Origin of the sequence: Asaia platycodi JCM 25414, from assembly GCF_000614545.1 — a bacterium.
Lineage (GTDB): Bacteria > Pseudomonadota > Alphaproteobacteria > Acetobacterales > Acetobacteraceae > Asaia > Asaia platycodi.
This window is the reverse complement of record NZ_BAKW01000013.1, coordinates 1-25209: the sequence shown is the minus strand read 5'-3', so window position 1 is coordinate 25209 and position 25209 is coordinate 1. Positions and strand designations below refer to the sequence as shown.

Here is a 25209-nt window from a genome sequence, read left to right as displayed (position 1 = left end):
AACCGATTTTTAAAAAGGACAAGGGCGGGCAATGTTGATCTATTCCGACGTTCTGGAGCGCCATGAGACCGGGATTCCGGCCGAGGCGGATATAGGCCAGGTGCGTCAGGCTATCGATTCCGCCCACGCCGCGCTTGCCGACAGGCAGAATGACGATGGCCACTGGGTGTTCGAGCTTGAGGCCGACGCGACCATTCCAGCCGAATATGTCCTGCTGGAGCATTATCTCGACCGGATCGACGATGAGAAGCAGGCGCGTATCGGGGTCTATCTGCGTCGTATCCAGGGCGCGCATGGCGGCTGGGCTCTTTACCATGATGGCGGGTTCGATCTTTCCGCCTCGGTGAAGGCCTATTTCGCGCTCAAGGCGATTGGTGACGATATCGAGGCGCCGCACATGAAGCGCGCGCGCGAGGCAATTCTCGATCGTGGTGGTGCGGCACGGACAAACGTGTTTACCCGTATTCAGATGGCGCTCTTCGGTGAGGTGCCCTGGCGGGCTACGCCGGTCATGCCTGTCGAGCTGATGCTCATGCCCAAGGCGGCCGTGTTCTCGATGTGGAACATGTCCTACTGGTCGCGCTGTGTGGTGGCGCCCCTGCTGGTGCTGCGTACGCTCGAGCCGCGCGCCATCAACCCACGCAATATCCATATCCAGGAATTGTTCGTCACCCCGCCTGAAGAGGTGAAGGACTGGATTCGTGGGCCCTACCGGTCGATCTGGGGGCGCGTATTCAAACATGTCGATATGGTGCTGCGCCCTATCGAACCGCGTTTTCCGCCCGCTCTGCGCAAGAAGGCGGTCAAGGCGGCAATCGACTTCATCGAGCCGCGTCTCGGCGAGGGTGGCCTCGGCGCGATCTATCCAGCCATGGCCAATGTCGTGATGATGTACCGCGAGCTGGGTGTGCCGGATAACGACCCTCGCGTCGAACTCGCCTGGAAGGGTATCCAGGAACTGCTCGTCCAGAAAGAAGACGAGACCTATTGTCAGCCTTGCGTCTCGCCAGTCTGGGATACAGGGCTTTCCGGCATCGCCATGGCAGAGGCGGCTTCTGGCCCGGATGCTACGCGCCCGAAGGAAACACGCGAGCGCCTTCAGCGCAGCATGGAATGGCTGCGCCAGCGTCAGATTCTGAACGTCAAGGGCGACTGGGCCATCAATTGCCCCGATGTGCGGCCGGGTGGCTGGGCCTTCCAGTATGAAAACGATTACTACCCCGACGTGGATGACACGGCGGTGGTCGGCATGCTGCTCAATCGCGAGGACCCTGAGGGCAATCGCGAAGCCATTTCTCGCGCCCGCGAATGGATTGTCGGGATGCAGAGCAGCAATGGCGGCTGGGGTGCCTTCGATATCGACAACGATCTCGAGGCGCTGAACCATATTCCTTTCGCCGATCATGGCGCGCTGCTTGACCCGCCGACTGCTGACGTTTCGGCGCGTTGCGTCTCCTTCCTGTGCGAGCTGGGTTTTGCTGAAGATCGCCCCGTAATCGAACGGGGTCTGGATTATCTGCGTCGTGAGCAGGAAGCCGAGGGGTGCTGGTTCGGGCGTTGGGGTACGAACTATATCTATGGCACGTGGTCTGCGCTTTGTGCCTTCAACATCGCAGGTGTGCCGCATGACGACCCGGCGGTGCTGCGCGCTGTCGAATGGCTGGAGAGCAAGCAGCGCGAGGATGGCGGTTGGGGCGAGGATTGCGCGTCTTACGAGGGCGCAACGCCGGGCGAGTACGATATGAGCCTGCCGACCAGACCGCCTGGGCAGTTCTGGGCCTGATGGCCGTGGGGCAGCGTGATGGCAAGGCCGTTCAGCGCGGCATTTCCTATCTCGTCTCGCAGCAGGATGAAAAAGGCGAGTGGCAGGAGAAGCCTTATAACGCGGTCGGTTTCCCGAAGGTCTTTTACCTCCGCTATCACGGCTACAAGCAGTTCTTCCCACTCATGGCGCTGTCGCGTTTCCGCAATCTGGGGCTGAGCAATTCGGGCCGGGTCGAGCACGGTTTCTGATATGCTGGGTATTCTCGTCGGTCTGAAGGCTGAAGCGCGTCTGATACGGGCGCGTTGCCCCGACGCAGCTGTTGCCATAAGCGGCGCCAATGCAGCGGGCGCGCACGCAGCGATCGAGCGCCTTCTGAGAGGCGGGGCGACCAGCCTGCTGTCTTTCGGCTGTGCCGCGGGGTTGGCGCCCGATCTGATGCCGGGCGCCCTTATCATTCCGCAATGGGTGCTGGTGAACGGCGCGCGTATCAAGACCGATGCGGCGCTCTCGCGAGACTTCGGCGTGGGGCAGCCGGGCGTCTTGCATGGTGGTATTCTGCATAGTGACGGGCTTGTGGCGACGGCAGCTGATAAAAGCGCCCTCCACGCCCGGACCGGGTGTCTGGCTGTCGATATGGAGAGCGGGTTCGTTGCCCGCACGGGCCAGCCCTTCGCTGTCTTGCGTGTTGTCTGCGACGATTCGAAACGCGATCTGCCTCCTGCGGCGCGCGACGTGCTGGCAGAAGGGCGTATCTCGCCATTCAAATTACTGCGGAGCCTTGCTCGTCAGCCAAGCCAGATCGGCGATCTGATGGCGCTTGGTCGCGACGCCAAGATCGCACGTGATGAAATGGCCCGGTTTCTGAACCGACCGGCCTGAGGTCAACCAATCAAATAACGAAAAACCTGCTGTTTTTCAGGTGACAATATCGCCGCGTCTATCTCAGGGGATGTCACGTCTTGCATCCGGATCAGGCGTTCGACAGGCGGTTGCCATGTTGCATACGGTGAAAATTTCGAAAATTTTCGTAAATCCGGTGTGATACCGGGGAAGTTTTGCATCACGCTCCCGGTATCACATCTGTCATGGACGATAATACTATGTCGAAAAATAGGCATGGACTTTAAATTTGAGAATACAATACGGTAATCTTCGTATCTTTCATTCTGTATTGTATGAGGTGGTGCCTGAAAATATGCCGCTATCCGCTATCCGCTATCCGCTATCCGCTATCCGCTATCCGCTATCCGCTATCCGCGATTGCAGGGCAGAAATTCGTTTGTGGTGTCTGCCGTTCAAGTCGAAACTGGAAATGGCCTTCTCGCGTGATTTCCTGCCTATTTGCTACAGGCGCCCCTACTCCAGGTCGGGAGAAGGCACGACCTGTGTGACGATCTCACCGTTCCTGATGGAACCATGCGACCGTCATGCTGATAGCCGTGGAGCAGATGGTCTCAACGAGACGGGGCGAGATATTCTTCTACCAGTCCGACGAAAAGCGCCGCACCAGGATGATGTTTGCGTCATTGAAATCGAACCCGCCATTATGCAGAGGCGTGCCATTGCACCCATCGGTGCCGTTGCCGACAAACCAGTAGCAGCCATTGGGATGGGCCTGAAGCATGAAGGCAAAATCCTCGCTGCCCATGAAGGCCGGGCTGTCATGGCAATGATCGGCACCGACGATTGCCTCGGCGGTCTTGCGGGCGAAATCGACGGCCTGGTTGCCATTGACCAGAACCGGACTGCCATTCTGATGCTCGATCGTCGCCTCGCAGCCGAAAGCCGTCGCTGTGTTCTTGGCGATGTCACTGATGCGACCAAGCACCAACTTGCGCACCTCGTCGGTCATGGTGCGTACGGTCAGTAACAACTCCCCTTGTTCGGGAATGACATTGGCTGCGCGACCGACATTGAGCGCGCCTATGGTGACAACAGCCTGGGCAAAAGGATCCACATTGCGCGATACGATGCTCTGCAATGCCATGACAAGCTGGGCGCAGGCCACGACCGGATCTTTGGCTTTCTGGGGCATCGCGCCATGGCCGCCCTTGCCCTTGACGGTAATCTTAACCATGTCGGAAGACGCCATGGCGGCGTTCTTGTGGAAATAGAAATTGCCACTCGCAAAGCCTGGCATATTGTGTTGGGCGAAGAGGATATCGCAGGGATATTTATCGAACAGTCCGTCATCGATCATGCGGCTGCCACCGCAGAGCAGCTCTTCCGCAGGTTGAAAAATGAGATGGAGCGTGCCGTCAAAGGGACGTTTTTCGGCCAGATATTTCGCCGCGCAGAGCAGCATCGTGGTGTGGCCGTCATGGCCGCACATATGCGAGACGCCCTCTTGCGCGCTTTTCCAGGGCAGGCCGGTCGTTTCGACGATCGGCAGGGCGTCCATCTCGGCACGCAGACCGATAATCTTCTTGCTGCTGCCATTGCGCAGGGTTCCGACAAGGCCTGTGCCGCCAAAGCCGCGCTCGATCGTATAGCCCCATTCTTCCAGTTTGGCGGCTACCAGATCGCTGGTGCGTTTTTCGCCGAAGCCGAGTTCGGGATGGGTGTGCAGATCATGGCGGAGTGCGATGAACTCATCCTTGAAGGGGGCGAGATCGTTCAGAAGGGATGACACGGTGGCAAGCCTTTTTCTCTTGATGAAGGATTCCAGGCCAGGAACCCTTACTTGCCTTTGTCAACGATCCTGCCCCCCTGTCGTTACCACTCGTGCTCTTCACAACATGACGATCATGCCCCAACGAAGTGAGGGTCAGCCTTGCCCCAGCCCGGTCTGGCTGATCAGGAAAAGATAGAACAGGAACACGGCGTCCAGACCCAGCACCATCGGCGTAAGCCTGACAAACTGTCGGGTGACGAGCAGCATCAGCGAGTAGAAGAGCAGGCCGAGGGCGAGGCTGATCATGAAATTGCCTGTCAGCACGGTGATCAGCAGCATGAAGGCTGGCGTAAGAAGTGCCTCCTGCGAGCCATTGGCGGCCTGGCCCAGCGCCGAGAGCATGGAGAGTCCGACGAGAATGAGCACCGGCGCCGTGGCTTCTGGCGGAATCATGACAATGAGCGGCCACAGCACGGAAGAGGCCGCAAAAAGCAGGGCGACGATGAGCGCCGTCAGCCCCGTTCTCCCACCCGCTTCGACGCCAACAAGGCTCTCGACATAGGCCGAGACGGTGCTGGTGCCCAGCGCCGAACCAATGATGCTCGCCGAACCATCGGCAGCGAACGCGGCGCGGCCGAGGAGGGTGGTGCCGTCAGGTTTCGTCAGGCGCGCCCGGTTGGCGACGCTGTACATCGTGCCAGTGGCATCGAAGAAATCGCTGATCAGGAAATAGAGTGTGATCGGCAGCAGCAATTCGAGATGCGAGAAGAAATCGCTGAAATTGAACGGAAACAGCAGATGGGTCGGGTAATGTGGCCAGTCCACGACATGGCGCGGGAGGCTGGCAACCGGATGGCCGTTCTTGTGAACGAACAGGCTGACCAATGTGACCGCCAGTATGGCGATCAGCATCCCCGCGGGGATACGCAGCACAATGAAAATACCTGCCAGAAAAAGGCCGAGCAGGGTGAGCAAGGCGGAAGGATCGCTCAGACTGCCGAAATGGAACCCATCAGGTGCGGCGACCGCAAGATTGCCCGTCACCATGCCAATACGCGCGATGAAGATGCCGATGGCGACCTGAATGCCCAGCACGATAGGCTCGGGAAAGGCCTGAATGATCTTGTGTCGCAACTTCGTGACAGACAACGCGGTAAAGGCGATACCCCCGAGCAGAACGATGGTGAACGCCGTTCGTACATCGACATGCATCTGATTGACGACGATCTGCGCAAAAATGGCGTTGCTGCTCATCGCCGGTGCCAAGGCGATGGGCATGTTGGCAAACAGTGCCATGAGCAGCGTGCCGCAGACAGCCGCGGCAATGGTCGTCATGATCATGTCGTGCGAGGCAAGCCCCGCCTTGGCCATGATGGCCGGGTTGACCGCCATGATATAGGCCATCGCGCCGAAAGTGGTGAGGCCTGCCAGAATTTCGCGTTGAACCGTCGAGCCTCTCTGTCCGATCTTGAAACGGCGATCCAGCCAGGAGGAGAGAGGAGAAGAAGTCACGGTGGGCGGGCTCCGGGCAGGAAAGAGACGTGGCGTTCTTCTAGGTGGGGAGTGACGGCGGCGACAAGGGCTTTGACTCCCCGATCGCCTGACCTCTCACTGTATGGCGCGATACGTGTCGCGCAGGCCACCCTGCAGTGGGGTCAGCGAACCGTCATTGTTTTCGGGTAGAAGGCCGAGCAGCATCATGAGCAGCGGATAGACGTCGACATTGTCGATGGTCGGCAGGGTCTTGTGTGGCAGAAAAGCGGGGCCGGACGCGATGAAGGTCGCCATCATGTCAGGAGCGGTCATGTCATAGCCATGCCCTCCGGCAGAGATATGTTCATGCGGTTCGCGTGTGAGCGACCAGCCGGTCTCTGCAAGGCAGAGCCAGGCCGGGACGCGCGGATTGCTGCCGTAATGCAGCCTTTCGGGAATATGCGCTTTCGGCCAGCAGGTGACGTGGTCATGCGATGCAGAGAGCGCACGGGCGAGTTCGCGCTCATGACCCGGTACGGGGTTGATCCCGGCATAGGGGCCGGATGTCACGATCTCCATGGCATGGGAAGGTGCCAGACTGGAAAGGGGAATGACCCGTTGGGGGCTGAGCACTGCCATACCGTGATCTGAGACGATCAGGATATTGGCCGCGACATGGCGTTGGGCCAGGCCGGCCAGCAGACCCGTGAGCGCCGTATCGACTTCACGTGCGGCGGCGCGCGCCTCTGGTGAAAAGGGGCCGTATTTATGGCCCGCGTGATCCACCCCGTCGAAATAGAGCAAAGAAAGCGCAGGACGCTTTTCCACGGGACGATCGAACCATGACAGTACCGTATCGACGCGCTGGGTGGGGGTGCGCTTGGCGTCGAAATGATACCAGATCTCGGGGCGCGTATTCAGAATCGGCACGTCCGAGCCGGGCCAGAACATCACGCAGTCATGAGCCATGGACCTGAGCCGTGACCCATGCCGGTGTGCCGTTATCCCACCAGCGAGGGTCGTCGAGCCCCGTCTTTTTGCTGACACTGAAGACTTCGCCCGGAATATCGGGGTCTATCATGGTGTTGCCAATGACCCCATGGTGATCGGGGCGCAGCCCTGTGACCAGCGTGTAGTGATTGGGAAAGGTGATGGACGGGAAAGACGGACGCATCGGAGCGAAAACGCCTGATCGGCCAATGCATCGAGGGTTGGCGTGTCGCCATGATGCAGGGCGTCGGGTCTGAAGCCGTCTATCGACACCATGATGACAGGGGGTAGGCCTGAAGCCGTTTCGGCTTTCGGCGCTACGGGGCCGGTCTCACAACCGGCCAGACACAGGAACAAGGTCAGGATGAAAGAAGAGCGCGCCATCCTTGCAGACTGGCAGGATGGCGCCTGCGGATCAATCGTCTTGATGGGGCTTGTCTGCGCCCGATCAGTTCTGCTTCAGGCGCTGCTGCCAGACCGAGTGGACTTGCTTGCGGCTGAGCGGTTTTTGCGAGACGGCTTTGTCGCGAGGTGTGGGTTGCACGCTCGCCGCGCCGCTGCCGGTCGTGGCGCCGGGCTTGATGCCCGCAGCCGGGGCCGTGTTGGCCTGGGCAAGGGCATCTTCACATGCGCTGCCTTTGCCGACGCCGAACTGGATGGTCGGCAGCAGCAAGGCCGGCGGGAAGGCGATCGCGAGCCCCGCCGTCGCCGCTGCGCGCCCGATGATCTCCGCACCGGCATAATGGTCGGGCTCTTGAGGGGGCCTGTGATGTTCACCCGTCCAGGCAGGGAAAGGATGTTGAACGACGTCGAGCGTGTCGTGACGTGATAATCGAGCGTCTCGCTCTTAAGATTGACGGTACCACCGCCCAGCGTACGAGTATTATTGGTCATGAGCAGCAGCGAATTCGTGCTCAGGACACCCTGTCGCAGCGGCATGTCGGCAATGAAGCATTTCAGATCGGAGCGGGTAGGGATTCCGAGTGCGGAGAGGATGGCGCTGCCGACCTTGAGCCCCATCAGATCGGGCAGAAGAGCCGAGACATCGCCGCCGTGATCGACAACCAGCGTCACACCGCCATTGCCGTTGCCCAGCAGGCTCGCGATGGAGTTGCCGGTTGCGGCGAGAGTGACATGACCGCCGAGTGTGCCCTGGCCCTTGAAGGTATCCGTCGCTTTCATCAGGCGCTGGATCGACAGGCGCGAGACATCGACCTTGAAATGTGTCTTGAACTGACCGTTTGTCGTTGGGTCAAGCGCGCCAGACAGGCCAAGCGTCCCGTCGCCAACGGCGAAGTTGAGCTTGTTGATGGTAATCGCGCCGTCCTGAACCGCAATATCGGCGAACATATTGTCGAGAGGGGTGCTCTTATTTTCGATGCGGTCGCCTTTATAGACGAGATGCGCATTGACGGCGTTCAGTTTGGGCACGTTGATGGGCTTGTCGGGCAGGATACGGTCGCTGGCTGCGGCCTGCTTGCTTTCTTCATGACCCGGCTTTGCGCCGATGAAGCCGCCCAGATCCTTCAGATCGACATGGTGCGAATAAAGATTGGCATCGACCGTGATCGGCTTGGTCTGGGGATCGACTGCGATCGTGCCGCCGATATCCGACGAGCCCATCTTGCCCGAAAAATTGCTGAAGCGGATATGCGCGCTGGTATAGTCCAGATTACCCGATACGCTGTAAGATGCGTCTGCGGAATGGGGATGCCGGTCAGGCCGTAAAGCAGCGACATGTCGGGCCCTGCAAAATGCAGAACGAGCTTCGTGCCTTTGAAATGCAGCGGGTCATCGACTGAACCGCGCAGCGTGACATAGGTAGGACCGTTTTCAAGGCGGGCATCGATCGGGTAGGGGCGTGTCGAATTGGTGAGCGTCAGCAGCGATCCGCCGACGATATGTCCGGTGATCGGCGCCTGGGCATAGCGCCCCTTTAGGTCGATGACGATGCTGCCATCCTGATCGCCCTTGGGCGAGGTGGTATGCAACAGCACATGCATGTCGGTCTTGAGCTTGGCCATGGCAATGCGGATATCGCCATTGGTAATGACCACATCGCCGATTTTCGGCAGAGCACTGGGCTGGGTATTGTTCTGCGGAGCAGGCTCGGGCTTCGCCTTGGGGTCAGTGAAGCTGTAATTATTCTTGCCATTGGCCAGCGCCACGATATCGCCTCTAGGCGTATCGAGGGCGATCAGCGGAATTTCGAGCTCTTTTTGGGTAATATAACGCCAGACATTGACCGACACGGTCACTTTTTTCGCGCTCGCGAAAAGCTCCTTCTCAGAGTCGAAGCCCTCAGGCTGATGAATCTGGAGATCATCGACCGATACGGTTGTGGTCAGGCCCAGGCGGACATGCAGATGGGCGATCGTCACGGGGCGATGCAGCGCAGCGCTGGCGCGCCGATCGACCAGAGGCACGAACCAGTCCCAGTTCCAGAGCAGGATCAGAAGCACCAGTAGAATGGCCATGCCGCCAGCGGTGGCGGTCAGCACACGGCGGACCGGACGTTTATGCGGCGCTTTCGGTGAGGTTCCGTTTTCTGCACTTGCGCTGCCTTTCTGCTGGGATCTGTCTTGTCGGGTGAATAGCCGGATGCACCTCACTCCGCTTTTGACGAGAGTAAGCGCGCCAGTGACTCCACGGCGGTCATTATTCCTTGAATACGAAATTATGAGAGAGGAGTTCCGTCAGGCCGCACTGAGCCAGAGGGGTAAAAGCCCAGCATAGCGCGTTTCGAGCGCACTGCGCGCCTCCGGTGCGAGGAGGGCAATGGCGCAGGCGAGCGCATCGGCGTGGGGGGCGCGCATCATGTCCAGACCGAGCACGAAATCGCGCAGACTGTCGCCCCGGCTGCGCAGGGCGAGATAGGACCGCAGGGCATCGGTCGTGGCGCGATCTGGCTGCACAGGGGTGAGCACGAGGGACATCGGTGGTTCGGCATTCAGGCCGAGTGAGCCATCGACATCATGGCCGAAGCCGCCTGGGCCATGAAGGGAAAGGAGGCGGCATGGCCTGCTTGCCTGATCGTCAAACGGGTTGTGCTCCACCTGCACAGGTAGCCAGCGTGTCAGAAAGGTGCCTGTGATGATCGGAGGGGTATTGTCCTGAGGAAGCACCAGGACGCCCTTGGAAGGAGACGCCGGGCTATGATGGTGTTCGGTGATCAGCCAGACAGGCAGTGTGCCCTTTCCCGAAGCAGCAGGCGAGATGAAGACGAGGCTGTTTTCGTCTGTGCGATAAGCGAGGTATTCGCCAGAGCCGTTTTCGATGCGCGCGTAATCGAAGCTCAGTCCTGTTGCGACATTCCCACGCTCTCGTATGGCAAAGACGTTTTCCGGCAGGAAGCTGTGGCTCAACGCCTCGATATCCTGTCGAAGACGCCAGAAAAATGTGTTTAACCCGGCGCGGGCAATGCGGGCCGCATGATCGCGTGTCGCCGCAATAAGACGGCTTGCACAGAGATCTTCCTCTTCATTGCGATTGAAATGCGTCCAGAGATCGGGCGGCGTTACGTCTGCAGGAAGTCGGGCAAGGCGACGCGTATAATGCGTCATGTTGCGCGCGACATAATGCAGGATGCGGGCCCCATCCCAGCCCGGAGGCGAGGCCGCATCGAAGAGCTGGCCCGAAGCGGTGATGTGGCGGCTCTCATCAAGGATGAAATGGCAGCCATCAAGCACGTGGTTCTGAACCGCCGACGGTCGCACGAACAGCTTGCCTAGCGTGTGATCGGCGAAGTCGAGCGGTGCACGGCGGGTATAGGCGGCAATCGGGGGCTGGGCAGTCCGGGCAACATGTCCATTCGAGCCGAAAATCGACCAGTGCAGCGTTATGGCATCAGCATCTGGAAAACGATCGAGATAGGTGCCGATTGTGTTTTCCGTCTCGGGATAGACGTATTCGTCGCTTTCAAGGCAGATCACCCAGTCGAAGCGCGAGCGGCAGGTGGCGATGGCCTGAGCAAACGCCTCGGAGCGACGTTCGGCATAGAGTGTTCCATTGTTTTCGACCGCGCGCTGCGCCTCTATCGGATAGAGCCGGTGGCGCTCTGGATTATTTCCCATGTGCCGTCGATTGAGTGATCGTCGATGATGATCAGCGCATCGAAGCCGAGCGCGAGGTGATAGGCCATCCACCAGCCGATATCGTCAGCGTCATTCTGGACGAAAAGAACGGCAGCGGCAGAGGCCATATCGGAGGATTCCTTCTCTCTCTTCTTGTTTCTTCGCCTCGGCCCGCTCAGGGCCGTCAGGGCAACCGATCAGTCCATTTTCAGCGCGGCGAGGAAGGCGCTCTGGGGGATTTCCACCTTGCCGAACTGACGCATGCGCTTCTTGCCTTCCTTCTGCTTTTCCAGAAGCTTGCGCTTGCGCGAAATATCGCCGCCATAACATTTGGCCGTTACGTCTTTCGAGAGAGCGCCCAGCGTTTCACGCGCAATGATGCGTGAGCCGATTGAGGCCTGAATGGCGATCTTGAAGAGCTGGCGCGGGATCAGATCCTTGAGCTTGCCGCAAATGGCGCGTCCGCGTGTTTCGGCAACCGTGCGATGCGCCACGAAGGAGAGGGCATCGACAGGCTCCTGATTGACCAGAATCGAGATGCGCACGAGGTCGCTCTCTTCATAGCCGTCGATCTGGTAGTCGAAACTGGCATAGCCGCGTGTCAGCGATTTCAGACGATCGTAGAAATCGAACACCACTTCGTTGAGGGGCAGGCGATAGACGGCCATGGCGCGGTTGCCGACATAGGTCAGGTCCATCTGGATGCCGCGTCGTTCGCTGCACAGGGTCAACACGCTGCCGAGATATTCGTCCTGAACCAGAATCGTCGCCTTGATCCAGGGCTCTTCGATCTTCTCGATCTTGCCGGGGTCGGGCATGTCGGCAGGATTATGCAGATCTTCCTGCGTGCCATTGGTCAGATGCATCTTGTAGACGACAGACGGGGCAGTCGCGATCAGATCGAGATTGAACTCGCGCGACAGGCGCTCCTGAATAATCTCCAGATGCAGCAGACCGAGGAAGCCGCAACGGAAACCGAAGCCTAGCGCTGCTGAAGTCTCGGCCTCGAAATGGAAAGAGGCATCGTTCAGGCGCAGCTTGGCGAGCGAGTCGCGCAGCTTCTCGAAATCATCAGCGTCGATGGGGAAGAGACCGCACCACACTACGGGAATGGAAGGCTTGAATCCGGCCAGCGGCTTGGCGGCAGGGGTACGGTCGAGGGTGACGGTATCACCAACGGCCACGTCAGCCACGGTCTTGATGGCGGCGTTGATATAGCCCATCTCGCCAGGCCCGAGGGACTCGACTGCTGTCATCTTGGGCAGGAATACGCCGACCTGATCGACGTGATAGGTCGAGCCTGCCTGCATCATGCGGATCTTGTCGCCGCGCTTGAGCGTGCCTTCCATGATGCGCACGAGAATGATCACGCCGAGATAGGGGTCGTACCAGCTATCGACCAGCAGAGCCTGAAGCGGCTTGGTTGCGTCGCCCTTTGGCGGAGGCAGGCGTGTCACGAGGGCTTCGAGCACGCCTTCGATGTTCAGTCCGGTCTTGGCCGAGACCTCGACGGCGTCATCGGCCGGGATGCCGACCACTTCTTCGATCTGGGTGCGGACACGCTCTACATCGGCGGCAGGTAGATCGACCTTGTTGAGAACCGGGACGATCTCGTGATTGGCGTCGATGGCCTGATAGACATTGGCCAAGGTCTGTGCCTCGACGCCCTGCGAGGCATCGACGACCAGAATGGACCCTTCGCAGGCGGCGAGGCTGCGGCTGACCTCATAGGCGAAGTCGACATGGCCCGGCGTGTCCATGAGATTCAGGGTATAGGTTTTGCCATCCTTGGCAGGATAGGTCAGGCGCACGGTCTGCGCCTTGATGGTGATACCGCGTTCCTGCTCCAGCTCCATATTGTCCAGAACCTGCTCTTTCATCTCACGGGCTGTGAGCGCACCGCAGGCCTGGATCAACCGGTCAGCCAACGTGGACTTTCCATGGTCGATATGCGCGATGATCGAGAAATTGCGGATCTGGGAGAGGGGCGTGCCGGTCATGGCGCGATACATAAGCGATTGCGCCGTTCTTGTCATTGGGGAGAAACCGGCAGGATGCGATTTCTCCCCAATGTTTCGAAGGCGCGTTGAGGTGTCTGATCAGCGATCCGTCAGGCGGAATTCGATGCGTCGGTTGCGAGCGAATGCTGCTGCCGTATTGCCCTGATCGAGGGGCTGGTAATCGGAGAAGCCGGTTGCCGCGAGATGATGCGGATCGACGCCTTCCTTGACCAGAACTTTCACCACCGTGATGGCGCGGGCGCTCGACAGCTCCCAGTTGCTGGGGAAAGCGGTATGGATCGGCTGCTTGTCGGCATGGCCGTCGATACGCAGGATCCAGGGAATATCCTTGGGGATCTGGCTCGAAACCTGCTTGAAGGTATGGGCCAGCGCCGCGATCTCTTTTTCGCCTTCCGGTGTCAGATCGGCGCTGCCTTGCGGGAAGAGAATGGAGCTCTGGAAGACGAAGCGGTCGCCGACGATTTCGACCCCCTTCTGGTTCTTCAGAATATCCTGCAGTCTGCCGAAGAATTCGGAGCGATAGCGCTTGAGCTGGTTCACCTTGTCGGCGAGCGCGACATTGAGCTTGTTGCCCAGATCGGTGATCTGCTGATCGCGCGCCGTTACATCCTTTTTGGCGATGTCCAGCGCCTGACCGATGGCGAGAAGCTGCTGGTTGAGCTGCTCAAGCTGCGATTTGAGCTGGGCGATGCTGGCCTGATCGGATTGCGTGGCCTGACCGGCGGCAGCCAGAGCCTGTTCCTTTTCGGCAATGGTGCCGTTGAGCGTAGCGAGTTGCTGGGTCAGGACATCGGCCTGACGCTTGGCACTGTCACGATCGGTCGTCAGGCTGGCGACCATCGCGTTGAGCTGGGTGTTCTTGTCTTCGGTCATCGACAGCGTGTGCTGCAAGGCCGTCAGTTGCTGGCGCAATTCGTCCAGTGAGTGCGTGCGCTTGCTGAGCGCCACGGACAGGAATTGCTGCCCGAGTACGAAAACCAGCAAAACGAATGTCACGACCATCAGCAGCGTGGAGAGCGCATCCACATAGCCGGGCCAGGCATTGAGTTCACCACCGTGAGAACTGCGTCGGGAGCGTCGTGCCATGGGAGTCGCCTCGCCTTACTGTGCTGCCGGAGGAATGGCAGCCGCGCCGTTGGGGCTTGTCGCGGCGATGGTTCGTGCCAAGACACGCAGATCGTTGCGGATTTCGCCCGCCATCTGGGCGCGCCCGCTATGCAGCTCGTCGATCAGGCGCACGATATGTCCCTCGATGCGACCGAACTGCTCGCGGCTATCTTTCGCATCGTTGAAAGCGGCTGTGCCAGGTGTGGCTGCCTCACCGACATGTTTGAGAAACGGGCCGAGCAGCGCCTGACCTTCTGCCACACGGTTCATCATCTTCTGATTGGACTGGAGCAGATCCGTCATGGCCTTGAGGCGCTCCTGCAGGCCGTCCATGACCTGAAGCTGCTGCATGCGGCTCTCTTCGCTGCGCGACACGACGTTTTGCAGCGTTTCGAGATTTTCAGCCGTCTGTTCAAGCAAGGCCTGAACATAAGCGGGCACAGAGGCATCGCCGCCTTCGATCAGCGTGCCGCCCTGCTTGGTAATGCCGACCAGCCATTCCTCGACTTCGTTGAAGAAGCGGTTCTGGGCCTGACCGGCGTTGAGGTCGAGAAAACCGAGGATCAGTGCTCCGGCGAGACCGAACATTGAGCCCGAGAATGCCGTGGACATGCCCTTGAGGGGTTCGGCAAGACCTGATTTCAGTTGGCCGAACATGGCGTCGAGATTGCCGTCGCCGACGCTCATGCCACCGATAACGCCTGCGATGGAACTGACGGTCAGAAGCAGGCCGTAAAATGTGCCAAGCAAGCCGAGATAGATGAGCAGACTGGTCATGTAGCGCGAAATGTCACGCGATTCGTCCAGACGACCCGACAGGCTGTCGAGCGTGGCCTGAGCCGATTGATGCGACAGACTCAGACGCCCTGTCGACGTGCGTGCCGCCAGATTGCGGGCCAACGCGCCAAGCAGGCGAGGCGGAGCGGGCTGGGCCAGACCAGTGCGGTTGACGCGAAGCTGATCGACCCATTTCACCTCAGGCATTAGTCGCAGAACGGTGCGCAGATTCCAGAGAATGCCGATAATCAGCACTCCCAGAATCAGGCCGTCGAGTGCCGGGTTGGCGAAAAAGGCAGCGTAGAGCGTCTTGCTCAGCAGCGCAGCAACGGCAGCGACAAGGATCAGGAAGATCCCCATGCGCAAAAGATAGAGCGTCGGGCGGGTCATGGCGTGGATGTCCTCGGGGCGGTTCCGAACTGGGCTTCTGAAATCGGTGCAGCGACGCTGCCTTCAGCGATGATATCGAGACGATCGGGCGGGGTCTGGCCTGCAGGAGCCAGCCCGGTTGCGCGCGGGTAGATTCGCGTCGTGGCTACGCCTTCGCGAATCAGGAGCGAGCGCACGGCGAGGGCCCGTGCCAGTGCGATGCGTCTCGGCGTCGAGAGATCTTCGGTCGAGCCGCTCGCCGAGGCCCAGAGCGTGACACGCAAAGTCGGCTGTTTGGCGAGTTTTCTGGCCTCATCCCTGACCGCGTCGATCATGGGCTGGCTCATGCCGCTGCTATTGGCGCCAAAGAGGACGCGCAGCCCCTTGGGGCCAGCCTCGACCTTGCCCTCGGCTTTCGGGTCGGGCTTGATCTCCTCGGGGGGGACGGGAGGATGGGTCGGCACTTTGACGCCAGGTGGCGCTATGACCACAGGCCGTGGCGGCGAGGCAGGCACATCAGGCGGGGCACCGACACGCTGTGCCGCAGGCGCGTGCGGGGGTACAGCCTGAGTTTGCTTGTTTGAGGCGTTGTCGGGGGAGTTTTTGTGCGTGGGCGCCTCATGAGGCGTGGCACGCCTTGAGTTTTCTGCGCGTGTCTTGCTGGGCGGAGCTTTTTTTGCAGCCTCCGGCCTGGCGGGCGCGGCGGCAGGCAACGCGTCGTCGTTGGAGGTGACCTGTGCCACTGCGGGCAGGGAGGTCAGCAGGACGGCCGGAAGACCGGCCGAGCACAGGAGGGAGAGAAGGATCGGCCGTTTCATGACCGGGCGATCCTAATCGTGCTGCCCCTGCTCGGGCAATGGGGAATGAAGCCTCTGCGCTTCGGGTTCCCTTCACAGGTATTTTTTTTATGGACAGGCTTCTGCTTGCGAGGGGCCTGCCTTGTTATTTGCTTTTGGCCTCAGGCCTTGCGGGTCAGGGCGTCGAGAACGATCTTGCGGATTTGCCCATGCAGATTGCCGTTACCTGCGATCAGCGTCACGTCATTATCGAGATCGGTGATTTCCAGCCTTCCGGGTCGGTCACATAACCACCTGCCTCACGCACGATCAGAAGACCGGCAGCGCAATCCCAGCTTGAGGCCGATTTCCCAGAATGCCTCATAGCGACCTGCTGCGACCCATGCGAGATCGAGGGCCGCAGCGCCGAAACGACGGAAGCCCGCGACATGCGGCATGAGGGCTGCAAGGGTGCGACCGAAAGGCAGGCGACGATCGGCAGGGGTCTTGGCGAAGGGAATGCCTGTCGCGATCAGGGATTCCGAAAGGTCACGACGGGCGGAAACGCGGATGCGACGCTCGTTGAGGAAGGCACCGACGCCCTTCTCGGCCCAGAACATCTCGTTTGCGGCCGGGTTATAGACCATCGCTGCGGCGATTTCGGTCGAGCCGTCGGGGTGACGGCGCTGGAGCGCGATCGATATGGCCCATTGCGGAATGCCGTGCAGGAAGTTCGAGGTGCCGTCGAGCGGATCGACGATCCAGCGCCAGGTCCAGTTATCGCCACCCGAACTGCCGCTTTCTTCCATCAGGAAGGCATAGCCGGGGCGCGCGCGCGCCAGTTCATCACGGATTGTCTGTTCGGCACGCAGATCGGCCTGCGAGACGAAGTCGCCCGGCCCCTTGATGCTGACCTGAAGCTGCTCGACCTCCGCGAAATCGCGCAGGAGGCGTTTGGCTGCCTTTTGCGCAGCATTCTGCATGACGGTCATATGCGGCGAGAGGCGCATGGCGATAATCCTGATGAAAGATTTTGAAAGAGCAGGGGGTGTCGGTCGGAACGGAACCGGGTTGCGCCGGTTCCGTGAAGGGGCGCGAGGGTCAACCTCATGCGCCCCGATAGGCAAGATTACTTGGCGCGCTCGACATAGGAGGCGTCATCCGTGCGGACAACGACGCGCTCGCCAGCTTCGATGAAGGGCGGTACCATGGTCTTGACGCCATTGGACAGCATGGCAGGCTTGTAGGACGAGCTTGCCGTCTGGCCCTTGACCACCGGGTCGGCTTCGGTGATTTCGAGCGTCACGTTCGGCGGCAGCGAAACACCGACAGGGTCGCTTTCCACCAGCTTCACGCTCAATTCCATATTGTCCTGCAGGAAGGGCAGCTGATCGCCGAAGATATCCTTGTGCAGCATGACCTGCTCGAAGGTTTCCGGGTCCATCAGGACGATGTTGTCGCCGTCCGTGTAGGAATAGTTGTAGTCCTTGTCTTCCGTCATCAGGCGTTCGACCGTGTCAGCCGTACGCCAGCGTTCGTTGGTCTTGTTGCCCGTGTTGAGGTCGCGCATTTCAACCTGAATGAACGCACCGCCCTTGCCCGGCGTGATGATCTGCTGCTTGAGAACCGTCCAGCGACGACCGTCATGCTCAATAACCTGTCCGGCGCGAATCAGGTTTGCCTGCTGCTTCATGGAAGAAAGATCCCGGGAATCGTGATGTGAATACGACGGGTCTGTGCCGCCGTGAAAGGCGGGTTTCTAACGAAGCAGGCGCTCAAGAGCAAGCGAGATGGAGTCCGAGAGCCTGTCGGGGGAGGAGAAGGCTGATCCGGAGAGGGGGCCAGTGCCCGATGCGCCGCCAAGGGGCTGTCCATCCGGTTGTTTGCTTTTGACTGTGAGGATAAGAGCGCGTGATGAACCTGCGCGCATTTCCTGTTGTCTGCTTCCTCCTTTTCTGTCGCCCCGTTCTTGCGGCTGAGTGTCCTCAGCTTTTTCTCGACGGTGTGGCCCCCGGCCTCTCGGCTCCCGCGCCGATGCAGCGTGACACGCTTCTCTGCAATTCCGATTTTGCCGTCATGGCTTCAGGTGTGACGCGTGAGCCGGTCTGGGCGGCAGAACATCTGACACGTGATGCGATACGCTCGGCCCAGCATGAGCTGCGCCAGGGCGTGTTTCACGAAGAGAGCCGCCAGCCCGAAGCGGATCGGGCGCAGCTTGCCGATTATCAACGCTCAGGTTTCGATCGCGGACATATGGCGCCGAGTGGCGATGCGCCGAGCCGAGCCGCGCAGCAGGAGAGCTTTTCTCTTGCCAATATGGTGCCTCAATCGCCCGATCTGAACCGGGGGCTCTGGGCCGGTATTGAGAAGCAGGTGCGCGAACTCGTATTGACCGAGGGTGAGGCCTACGTGGTGACAGGGCCTGCCTATCACCTTGCTTCCCCGGCTGTGATCGGCGCCAATGCGCTACCGGTGCCGAGTTCGATCTGGAAAGCGGTCTATCTCCCGCGACGCAAGGCGCTGTCGGTCTATGTCTGCAAGAACACGCTCACGCCGAGCTGCACGCAGGTGCCGGTTGCGTCCCTGATACGGGTGACGGGGGTCGATCCGTTTCCGACCCTGCCAGCTTCGATGCGCGAGACGATTACGAAGCTGCCCGATCCGCAGGCCGAGCCTTATCATGTCTCGCCCAAACTGCGCCGTTTGACCATGCAGGTCATGAAGCGTTTCCTGCGCGAGATGATGTCGGGCGATTCACCCCTCTGAAGGGGCGCGTTCCGGACGCGGTTCGTCGAGGCGATGGGGTGAGCCATAGGGGTCGCGCACCACGCCCGGATGGGTGTCGGGGCGATAATAATCCGGCCCCAGCGGCACTTTGCCGGCGCCGCCCGGTATGTCGAGAACATAGGTCGGCCAGGCCAGCCCGGTCACTCTGCCGCGCAGTTTTGCCAGCAAGGCGCGTCCTTCATCGATAGGCACGTGGAAATGCGCCGTACCGGGGGCCGGGTCGAGCTGATGCAGATAATAGGGCTTGATTCGTGAGGTCACGAAAGCCCGTAACAGGGCTTCGAGCGCCTCTTCGGTATCGTTCACCCCGCGCAGGAGGACCGACTGACTGAGAACAGGGATGGCCCGACTTTGAATCCGTCGCAAAGCCTCGCGGGCTTTCTGGGTCAGTTCGCTGGCGTGATTGGCATGCAGCACGACCCACATGGCGCGATCCGTCTCAAGCGCATCGAGCAGGGCTGGGGTGATGCGTGCAGGATCGGCCACCGGCACGCGGCTATGAATGCGTATGGTCTGGATATGCGGGATGGCGGAAAGCGCGTCGATGATGTGTTTAAGGCGCTTGGGCTCAGCATCAGCGGATCGCCGCCGGTCAGGATGATTTCGCTGATCGCCGGGTGTTCGGCAATCCAGAGAAGTGCCTTTGCCAGAGCCTCGTCGGAGAGCAGACCCCCATCAGGGCCGACATGCTCACGCCGGAAGCAGAAACGGCAATAGAGGGGGCAGACCAGAAGCGGCTTGAGAAGGGCGCGGTCCTGATAGCGATGCACGATGCCCGGTACGGGTGAGAGGGCATCATCGCCGATCGGATCCTGCATTTCCCAGGGGGCAGTCTGAAGCTCGGCGGCGCTAGGGATAACCTGGCGACCGATAGGGTCGTCAGGATGGGCGATCAGCGAAAGAAACGCTGCCGGAACGGCCGTTGCGAATTCCCGTGCGACGTCTTCGAGCGCAGCGCTCTGCTCCTGAGGCACGAGCCCATGCGCGACGAGTTGCGCCACGTTGCGCAATGTTGGGGGATTGACCTTTTCTGCCATGAGGCGGCTGTACTGCAATCCCCTCAGTTTTCGCAACCGGAGAGCGCATTTCATGACCCGTCGCACGGCTATTTCCGACAGGGTGCCCCTGCTGCAACGTCGTGCGCTGTTGCAGCGAGGAGTCAGGGCCTTTTTCGATACGCGCGGGTATCTGGAGGTCGAGACGCCCTATGCCGTGCCGACGCCGGGTGAAGAGGTGCATCTGCGCTGTTTTCGCACCGAGCTTGAGCGGCCCGATGGCACGCGTGAGACGCGGTTTCTGCATACGAGCCCCGAATTCGCCATGAAGCGCATCGTGGCAGCATCCGGCTGCCGGTTTACCAGCTCGCCCGTGTCTGGCGGAATGGCGAGCAGAGCGCCCTTCATGCCCCTGAATTCACCATGCTCGAATGGTATCGACCCGGTGCTGGGCTGGACTCCCTGATGGATGAGACGGAAGCTTGGTGGGGACGCTTTTGCCGCCGAGCCTGACTTATGGCGACACCACGCTCGATTTTGCGGCGCCTTTCGAGCGCCTGACCATGGCAGAGGCCTTTGCCCGTCATGTCGGGGTGGATCTGCTGGCGATCGGCAATGATGCCGCGCGTCTGGCGCAGGAAGCCGGGACTGTCCTGAGGACGGGGGAAGAATGGGAGGATTTGTTCTTTCGTCTTCTGCTTGAGCGGATCGAGCCTGAGATCGGGCGTGAGCGCCCGACATTTCTGACTCATTGGCCCGCAGCACAGGCCGCCTTGTCGCGACGTGATCCTGAAGATCCGCGCGTCGCATTGCGATTCGAACTCTATGCGGCAGGGATCGAACTTGCGAATGCGTTTGAGGAACTGACAGATCCGGTGGAGCAGCGCGCGCGCTTTGCTGAAGATCGGGCGCGTCGTCTCGTATTGGCGCCTGATCAGGACTGGCCGCTCGACGAAGCATTTCTAGCCGATTTGCAGGCGCTACCGCCGTGCAGCGGGATCGCGCTGGGCTTTGACCGGCTCGTCATGCTGGCAGTTGGCGCCCCGAGACTCTGTGACATTATGTGGTTTTCTTAAACCTTCGGATAGCCATGAACCTTTTCTGGGGGCAAAGTCGTTTCTATTGCCTAGAGTGGCGCCAGCTTCGAACTGATCCGGCAGGCGGCTTCAGCTTCGGAAAGGGTTTCAGGATGATGAAGAAGACAGTTTTCCTCTCATGTGCCGCTCTGCTGACATTGTCAGCATGCGATGTCCCTACGGTTCAGCAGCGCAAGGTGCTGGATTCGATGATCGGCAAGGCCGATGTGGACGTATTGCGCACTTTCGGCGTGCCGACCGCACCTATCAGCCAGCGGTCATGACTTCCTGGCCTATATCGATAACGAGACCAATTACTCCCCTGGCACAGGTGGTGGCTGGGGTTGGGGTTGGGGCGGCGGCCCATGGGGTGGCTATGGCGGTTACGGCGGTTATGGTGGATGGGGTGGCTATGGAGGTTGGGGCGGTGGCTTTGGCGGTTTCCCGCCCAGCTATTACAATACGACCTGCCAGACCACGTTCGAGCTGACCAACAGCCGCGTCGTCGGTTGGACCATGCGCGGAGATGGGTGCTGAGTCTTATGAAACTGACTTCAACAACAAGAAGAAGAACGACAGTTCTCGGCTGTTTCTGCGCCGCTCTCGCACTCGCCGGGTGTGAGAGCCGTGCGCGGCAGGATCCGTTCCCGCAAACAAGTTCGCTCGCGGCGGTGCAGATGCCTGCCGTGAGTAGCGCCCACATGTATCACGCCTCGACCAGAACGGAGACCTCCAGCCCGGTGGCTTACGAAGAGCCGCCGACTTTCTCGTTTGCGGATCGCCCGTTGATCGAAAATATCTCGGGTTCTCTCGAACTGGCGGATTATCGTCAGGCCATGCGTGAGACGGGAATGTTCCCGCGGCTGGGGCGCAACGGGCCTTATACCGTCTTCGCGTTGCCCAATGAGCCGTTCGAGCGTTATGCGGCCCAGGTGCCGGGCGGGCTGATGGCTCCGCAGAATGCGGCGCTTCTCAAGCGGCTTCTCGGCTTCACGATCGTGCGGGGCAACTGGTCGCCTAAAGCCTTGAACAAGGCGATGACCAAACTCAAATCCGATAGAATCGGATTGAAGACACTGTCAGGCGATATGCTGACGGTCCAGCGAGATAGCGCAGGCGGCCAGTTTGTTCTGATGAATGCGACGGGCGGTGTCGTGAAGCTCTGGCTGAACGGAGCGCCGCAATCCAACGGTACCCTCTACATTACCCAGGAAATTCTTCCGCCGCGCGGCTGATAATAGCGGTCAGGCGTGCCCCGGCTTCGTCGGCGTCGACAAAGCTCAGGGGAACGGCGAGGAAATCGGCATTGGCCTTGATCATGGCCAATGCTTGTTCCTCGGTCTCGATATCTTCGGCGATGATGGGCAGTTCCATCATCTGAGACCACCAGGCGACCAGATCGGGCGCGTTGGGGGCGATCGAGATATAATCGGCGCCGAGTTCGCCGGCACTCATGGCATCATCGCGACTCGTCCCGCAGAACACGCCCAGTTGCAGATCGCGCCCGAGCTCTTCTCTTGCGGTCAGGCATTGGGCGGGGCTGCTGGTGAGATGCACGCCGTCGCAGCCGAGCTCATGCGCAAGCGCAGGCAGATCTGTCAGGATCAATGCCGTGCCGTGAGCGTGGACCGTATCGCGTATCGCATTGACGCAGCTTCGGGCGCGCGTTTCGTCGGTGGTGCTGAGGCGTAGCGCGGCAGGTGTCCAGCGCGACAGAACCTTCGCCAGATCAGCCAATTCACGCGACGGGTCGAAATCCGGCATCGTGACCAGGTAAAGTTCGCAGGGCAGCATGGGCAAGATCCGTCAGAAGGGGCGCTCAGCTTTCGCGCGCCAGATACTGTGAAAGCTGCCCAATGCGGTAGGCGTTATAGGGCGGTCTGCCAAGAGTGAGGGCGTCGGGGCGGCTTGTCAAAACGTGACCGTTACAGATCGTGGCGAGAGCGAGCAGCGTTTCCAGCGTCGGACCCGTTTGCGTGTAGACGACCCATTGCGCGCCACCTCTCAGTGCCGAGGCGGCGAGGGCAGGCGCGTCATCGGCGTCGAAAATGGCAGGGATGCCAAGCGGGTCTGTCAGAGCCCGCCACCAGGGAAAGCCCATGATACGCCCGAGTCCCTGCGCCGGTATGATGGCATAGGGAATGGCTGATCCAGAGGCCGGCAGGTGATCGAGAAGCGATGCATCATACAGGGCGATGATCTTCTGGGGGAGAGTCTGCTCCGGCTTCATGCTTGACCTCGCGGCGCGTTACAGGCTTCCATAGAACAGCAGAAAGCGTATGTGGATGATGAGGGTGTTTTGACGGATCAGATCGAGAGTGCAAGCAGTTCTGCAAGACCTGAAGATCGGATCGAAGAGGCGTTGGATCGTATCGCCTACGCCCTGCACCACGCGCACAAGCCAGCCACTCCTGAGAGCGTAGACTGGCAGCCCCTTGCAGCGAACATAGAAGCGCTGCGTCTGCGTGTGCGCGACCTGATCGATCGTCTCGATAATGAGGAAGAGGCATAGACCATGGCCCAGATCACGGTACGTCTCAACGGATATTCCTATACTATCGGCTGTCAGGATGGCGAGGAGCGCTATCTTCAGGATCTGGCCAGACAGGTCGAGCGCCGCATCGAGCGGGTGCGTGGTCTGGGCACGCAGGGCGGCGAAGCCTGGACGCTGGTCATGGCGTCTCTTCTGATGGCTGATGAACTGCATGATCTGGCCAAGGAAATTCTGCCCAGCACGACCAGTGAGCGCGTTCAGCGTGCCGATAGGCTGATCGTTGAGAACGAGGCGCGAGAGCAGAAGCTTAATTTGTTGGCCGAAAGGGCCGAAGGCATTGCAGCCGAGCTGGAGAGTGCCTAGTTAGTGTGGTGTGGGACTGCCCGGTACGTCAGGCAACTCAACCCTGGGCCGATAAGCACTTCCTTAGGGAGCTGGCGCTGTCGTGATCGTGGTCATGATATCTGGCACCCACCTGCGTGAGCAGGTCCGGGAGGGCTGAAAGACCGACGGCCAGGGTGGTTCCACACATGAATAGCGATCAGCAGAAGCAGGCTCTGCGTCAGGTGATGCGCCGGCGCAGGATTGAAAATTTCGTATCTCCGCAAGCTCAGACGGAACTGATCAGGTCTCTTGCCTCGATGGTTCTGGGCAATCCCCTCATGAAGAAAATCGGTTGTGTCTGGCCCTTGCCCGGCGAGGCCGATCTGCGACCGCTCTGCGTCCTCCTGGCCGGGGCTGGGCGACACGTGCTGTTGCCGGAAACCACGCCCAAAGGGCAGCCTCTCGTTTTCAGACGCTGGAAACCCGATAGAGCGATGCTGCCGGGCCGGTTCGGGACCATGCACCCGGATGGTGCGGTCGATCGGCCCGACATGGTGCTGGTGCCGCTTCTGGCTTTTGATCGCTCAGGCAATCGTCTTGGCTATGGCGGCGGCTATTACGATCGCACGCTTGCAGCACTGCGCTGTCGGTCGATCGGCTTCGCTTTTGCATGGCAGGAAGTGGCGCAGGTGCCCCTTGGCGCCTATGACGAGCCTCTCGACTGGATTGTGACTGAAAAAGAAATCCTGCAGGACAGGCCGGGAAAGGCGGAGCAGAGTGAGACTACTTTTTCTTGGAGATATCGTCGGTCGCTCGGGCCGCGAGGCCGTCATGGCGCGTTTGCCCGAATGGCGTGAGGCGCTGAAGCTCGATGTCGTGGTGGTGAACGGTGAAAATGCCTCCCACGGCTTTGGTCTTTCTGCCGCCATTGCGACCGATCTGTTCAAGGCCGGGGTGGATGTCATCACCCTCGGGAATCATGCCTGGGACAAGAAAGAGCTGCTTCGCGATATCAACTCCGAGCCGCGTATCATACGTCCGTTGAATTTTCCGCCGGGCACCCCGGGACAGGGGGCTTATGTCATCGTCCTGCCCAATGGGCGCAAGGTGCTTGTGATCAACGTCATGGGTCGCTTGTTCATGGACCCGCTCGATGACCCGTTCCGTGCGGTGAGCGAGTTCCTGTCGCGTCATAAGCTCGGCATGACGGCCCATGCGATCATTGTCGATCTGCATGCAGAGACGGGTAGCGAGAAGATGGCGTTCGGTCATTACCTCGATGGCAAGGTGTCGCTTGTCGTGGGCACCCATACCCATGTGCCGACCGCCGATTATCGTATCCTTTCCAAGGGGACGGCTTATCAGACCGATGCCGGTATGTGCGGCGATTATGACAGTGTGATCGGTATGGGGAAGGAAGCCTCGCTCTATCGCTTCGTGCGCAAGCTTCCGGGAGAGCGCCTGCAACCCGCAGAGGGTGACGCGACGGTTTGCGGCGTGTTTGTCGAGACGGATGATGCGACGGGGCTGGCAAAGCGCATCGAAGCGGTCAGGTCTGGCGGCCATCT

At 60.2% G+C, this 25209-nt stretch carries 22 protein-coding genes, 1 other RNA gene and 6 pseudogenes; 12 read left to right on the top strand and 17 right to left on the bottom strand.

Features of this window, described 5'->3' with window-relative positions; genetic code table 11:
• Positions 1 to 31 precede the first annotated feature (31 nt).
• Positions 32 to 2013: pseudogene (gene shc, locus JCM25414_RS19225) on the top strand (squalene--hopene cyclase).
• 1 nt (position 2014) lies between these two features.
• Positions 2015 to 2644, top strand: coding sequence for a nucleoside phosphorylase-I family protein (locus JCM25414_RS10430; RefSeq protein WP_025841609.1), 630 nt, complete (start codon positions 2015 to 2017; stop codon positions 2642 to 2644).
• Positions 2645 to 3245: 601 nt separating this feature from the next.
• Here JCM25414_RS10430 and JCM25414_RS19220 read toward each other — a convergent pair.
• The 12 genes and pseudogenes from JCM25414_RS19220 to JCM25414_RS10380 form a co-directional block, all read right to left on the bottom strand.
• Complete coding sequence (locus JCM25414_RS19220; RefSeq protein WP_035443183.1) at positions 3246 to 4397, bottom strand: M20 aminoacylase family protein; 1152 nt, start codon at positions 4395 to 4397, stop codon at positions 3246 to 3248.
• Between the two features lie 135 nt (positions 4398 to 4532).
• Positions 4533 to 5891 (bottom strand): NCS2 family permease, encoded by a 1359-nt coding sequence (locus JCM25414_RS10420; protein ID WP_025841608.1) that lies wholly within the window; start codon positions 5889 to 5891, stop codon positions 4533 to 4535.
• 96 nt (positions 5892 to 5987) lie between these two features.
• Positions 5988 to 6821, bottom strand: a complete 834-nt coding sequence (locus JCM25414_RS19215; RefSeq protein ID WP_051535824.1) for a nucleotide pyrophosphatase/phosphodiesterase family protein — start codon at positions 6819 to 6821, stop codon at positions 5988 to 5990.
• Positions 6811 to 7026 (bottom strand): alkaline phosphatase family protein, encoded by a 216-nt coding sequence (locus tag JCM25414_RS26060; protein WP_051535823.1) that lies wholly within the window; start codon positions 7024 to 7026, stop codon positions 6811 to 6813. The genes JCM25414_RS19215 and JCM25414_RS26060 overlap by 11 nt, the downstream gene beginning before the upstream one ends.
• A gap of 275 nt (positions 7027 to 7301) precedes the next feature.
• Complete coding sequence (locus JCM25414_RS25045) at positions 7302 to 8492, bottom strand: AsmA family protein (protein WP_242403510.1); 1191 nt, start codon at positions 8490 to 8492, stop codon at positions 7302 to 7304.
• Positions 8493 to 8908: 416 nt separating this feature from the next.
• Positions 8909 to 9319, bottom strand: a pseudogene (locus tag JCM25414_RS25040) (AsmA family protein); the annotation flags it as partial.
• A 219-nt stretch (positions 9320 to 9538) separates the two neighbouring features.
• Entirely contained in the window at positions 9539 to 10915 is a 1377-nt protein-coding gene (locus JCM25414_RS10405; protein WP_025841607.1) for a glycosyltransferase family 92 protein, read from the bottom strand.
• On the bottom strand, positions 10876 to 11043 hold the full coding sequence (locus tag JCM25414_RS22500) for a glycosyltransferase family 2 protein (RefSeq protein WP_081775882.1): 168 nt from the start codon (positions 11041 to 11043) through the stop codon (positions 10876 to 10878). Before JCM25414_RS22500 ends, JCM25414_RS10405 begins: the two co-directional genes overlap by 40 nt.
• 69 nt (positions 11044 to 11112) lie before the next feature.
• A complete protein-coding gene (gene lepA, locus JCM25414_RS10395; protein WP_025841606.1) occupies positions 11113 to 12915 on the bottom strand; it encodes a translation elongation factor 4 in 1803 nt (600 codons plus the stop codon).
• A 99-nt stretch (positions 12916 to 13014) separates the two neighbouring features.
• Positions 13015 to 14022, bottom strand: a complete 1008-nt coding sequence (locus JCM25414_RS10390) for a peptidoglycan -binding protein (RefSeq protein WP_025841605.1) — start codon at positions 14020 to 14022, stop codon at positions 13015 to 13017.
• A 15-nt stretch (positions 14023 to 14037) separates the two neighbouring features.
• A complete protein-coding gene (locus JCM25414_RS10385) occupies positions 14038 to 15210 on the bottom strand; it encodes a hypothetical protein (RefSeq protein WP_025841604.1) in 1173 nt (390 codons plus the stop codon).
• Positions 15207 to 16007, bottom strand: a complete 801-nt coding sequence (locus JCM25414_RS10380) for an OmpA family protein (protein WP_025841603.1) — start codon at positions 16005 to 16007, stop codon at positions 15207 to 15209. The genes JCM25414_RS10385 and JCM25414_RS10380 overlap by 4 nt, the downstream gene beginning before the upstream one ends.
• Before the next feature lie 128 nt (positions 16008 to 16135).
• On the opposite strand from JCM25414_RS10380, the gene JCM25414_RS26645 reads away from it, so the two are divergent.
• Entirely contained in the window at positions 16136 to 16276 is a 141-nt protein-coding gene (locus JCM25414_RS26645) for a hypothetical protein (protein WP_369346046.1), read from the top strand.
• On the opposite strand, the pseudogene JCM25414_RS19205 reads toward JCM25414_RS26645, so the two are convergent.
• Both JCM25414_RS19205 and efp read right to left on the bottom strand, forming a co-directional pair.
• Positions 16225 to 16948: pseudogene (locus tag JCM25414_RS19205) on the bottom strand (inositol monophosphatase family protein). The gene JCM25414_RS26645 and the pseudogene JCM25414_RS19205 overlap by 52 nt on opposite strands.
• A 146-nt stretch (positions 16949 to 17094) precedes the next feature.
• Entirely contained in the window at positions 17095 to 17658 is a 564-nt protein-coding gene (gene efp, locus JCM25414_RS10370; protein ID WP_025841602.1) for an elongation factor P, read from the bottom strand.
• Between the two features lie 221 nt (positions 17659 to 17879).
• Between efp and JCM25414_RS10365 the strand changes: the two genes are divergently transcribed.
• On the top strand, positions 17880 to 18731 hold the full coding sequence (locus JCM25414_RS10365; protein WP_025841601.1) for a DNA/RNA non-specific endonuclease: 852 nt from the start codon (positions 17880 to 17882) through the stop codon (positions 18729 to 18731).
• On the opposite strand, the pseudogene JCM25414_RS19200 reads toward JCM25414_RS10365, so the two are convergent.
• Positions 18720 to 19789, bottom strand: a pseudogene (locus tag JCM25414_RS19200) (lysine-2,3-aminomutase-like protein). The gene JCM25414_RS10365 and the pseudogene JCM25414_RS19200 sit on opposite strands and share 12 nt — an antisense overlap.
• Before the next feature lie 52 nt (positions 19790 to 19841).
• Here JCM25414_RS19200 and epmA point away from each other — a divergent pair.
• From epmA to JCM25414_RS10345, 3 genes and pseudogenes are all read left to right on the top strand, one after another.
• Positions 19842 to 20823: pseudogene (gene epmA / locus JCM25414_RS19195) on the top strand (EF-P lysine aminoacylase EpmA).
• A gap of 113 nt (positions 20824 to 20936) precedes the next feature.
• Positions 20937 to 21360, top strand: a pseudogene (locus JCM25414_RS19190) (hypothetical protein).
• A gap of 149 nt (positions 21361 to 21509) precedes the next feature.
• Positions 21510 to 22058 carry a fasciclin domain-containing protein gene (locus tag JCM25414_RS10345; protein ID WP_159101750.1) on the top strand — a complete coding sequence of 183 codons (549 nt, stop codon included), beginning with the start codon at positions 21510 to 21512 and terminating at the stop codon, positions 22056 to 22058.
• On the opposite strand, the gene JCM25414_RS10340 is transcribed toward JCM25414_RS10345, so the two are convergent.
• Positions 22027 to 22617, bottom strand: a complete 591-nt coding sequence (locus tag JCM25414_RS10340; protein ID WP_025841599.1) for a thiamine phosphate synthase — start codon at positions 22615 to 22617, stop codon at positions 22027 to 22029. The genes JCM25414_RS10345 and JCM25414_RS10340 overlap by 32 nt on opposite strands.
• Before the next feature lie 25 nt (positions 22618 to 22642).
• On the bottom strand, positions 22643 to 23053 hold the full coding sequence (locus JCM25414_RS10335; protein ID WP_025841598.1) for a hypothetical protein: 411 nt from the start codon (positions 23051 to 23053) through the stop codon (positions 22643 to 22645).
• Between the two features lie 51 nt (positions 23054 to 23104).
• Here JCM25414_RS10335 and JCM25414_RS10330 point away from each other — a divergent pair, with 51 nt between their 5' ends.
• The 5 genes from JCM25414_RS10330 to JCM25414_RS10310 form a co-directional block, all read left to right on the top strand.
• Entirely contained in the window at positions 23105 to 23335 is a 231-nt protein-coding gene (locus tag JCM25414_RS10330; RefSeq protein WP_025841597.1) for a hypothetical protein, read from the top strand.
• A gap of 3 nt (positions 23336 to 23338) precedes the next feature.
• Positions 23339 to 23680: a cell division protein ZapA gene (locus JCM25414_RS10325; protein WP_025841596.1), complete on the top strand. Its 342-nt coding sequence runs from the start codon at positions 23339 to 23341 to the stop codon at positions 23678 to 23680.
• A 10-nt stretch (positions 23681 to 23690) separates the two neighbouring features.
• A non-coding RNA gene (gene ssrS, locus JCM25414_RS22495) (6S RNA) lies at positions 23691 to 23846 on the top strand.
• 1 nt (position 23847) lies between these two features.
• Positions 23848 to 24498 carry a 5-formyltetrahydrofolate cyclo-ligase gene (locus tag JCM25414_RS19185; RefSeq protein WP_081775880.1) on the top strand — a complete coding sequence of 217 codons (651 nt, stop codon included), beginning with the start codon at positions 23848 to 23850 and terminating at the stop codon, positions 24496 to 24498.
• On the top strand, positions 24419 to 25209 hold a 791-nt coding region (locus JCM25414_RS10310), incomplete at its 3' end, for a TIGR00282 family metallophosphoesterase (RefSeq protein WP_025841595.1). The genes JCM25414_RS19185 and JCM25414_RS10310, both read left to right, overlap by 80 nt.

Bases quoted from the DNA above. Each gene is read 5' to 3' on its own strand.
- JCM25414_RS10325 (WP_025841596.1), top strand. From the start codon at position 23,339: ATGGCCCAGATCACGGTACGTCTCAACGGATATTCCTATACTATCGGC.
- JCM25414_RS10335 (WP_025841598.1), bottom strand. From the start codon at position 23,053: ATGAAGCCGGAGCAGACTCTCCCCCAGAAGATCATCGCCCTGTATGAT.
- JCM25414_RS10405 (WP_025841607.1), bottom strand. From the start codon at position 10,915: ATGGGAAATAATCCAGAGCGCCACCGGCTCTATCCGATAGAGGCGCAG.
- JCM25414_RS10385 (WP_025841604.1), bottom strand. From the start codon at position 15,210: ATGACCCGCCCGACGCTCTATCTTTTGCGCATGGGGATCTTCCTGATC.
- JCM25414_RS10365 (WP_025841601.1), top strand. From the start codon at position 17,880: ATGAACCTGCGCGCATTTCCTGTTGTCTGCTTCCTCCTTTTCTGTCGC.
- JCM25414_RS19215 (WP_051535824.1), bottom strand. From the start codon at position 6,821: ATGGCTCATGACTGCGTGATGTTCTGGCCCGGCTCGGACGTGCCGATT.
- lepA (WP_025841606.1), bottom strand. From the start codon at position 12,915: ATGACCGGCACGCCCCTCTCCCAGATCCGCAATTTCTCGATCATCGCG.
- efp (WP_025841602.1), bottom strand. From the start codon at position 17,658: ATGAAGCAGCAGGCAAACCTGATTCGCGCCGGACAGGTTATTGAGCAT.
- JCM25414_RS19185 (WP_081775880.1), top strand. From the start codon at position 23,848: ATGAATAGCGATCAGCAGAAGCAGGCTCTGCGTCAGGTGATGCGCCGG.
- JCM25414_RS10340 (WP_025841599.1), bottom strand. From the start codon at position 22,617: ATGCTGCCCTGCGAACTTTACCTGGTCACGATGCCGGATTTCGACCCG.
- JCM25414_RS10390 (WP_025841605.1), bottom strand. From the start codon at position 14,022: ATGGCACGACGCTCCCGACGCAGTTCTCACGGTGGTGAACTCAATGCC.
- JCM25414_RS22500 (WP_081775882.1), bottom strand. From the start codon at position 11,043: ATGGCCTCTGCCGCTGCCGTTCTTTTCGTCCAGAATGACGCTGACGAT.
- JCM25414_RS10380 (WP_025841603.1), bottom strand. From the start codon at position 16,007: ATGAAACGGCCGATCCTTCTCTCCCTCCTGTGCTCGGCCGGTCTTCCG.
- JCM25414_RS10430 (WP_025841609.1), top strand. From the start codon at position 2,015: ATGCTGGGTATTCTCGTCGGTCTGAAGGCTGAAGCGCGTCTGATACGG.
- JCM25414_RS26060 (WP_051535823.1), bottom strand. From the start codon at position 7,026: ATGCGTCCGTCTTTCCCGTCCATCACCTTTCCCAATCACTACACGCTG.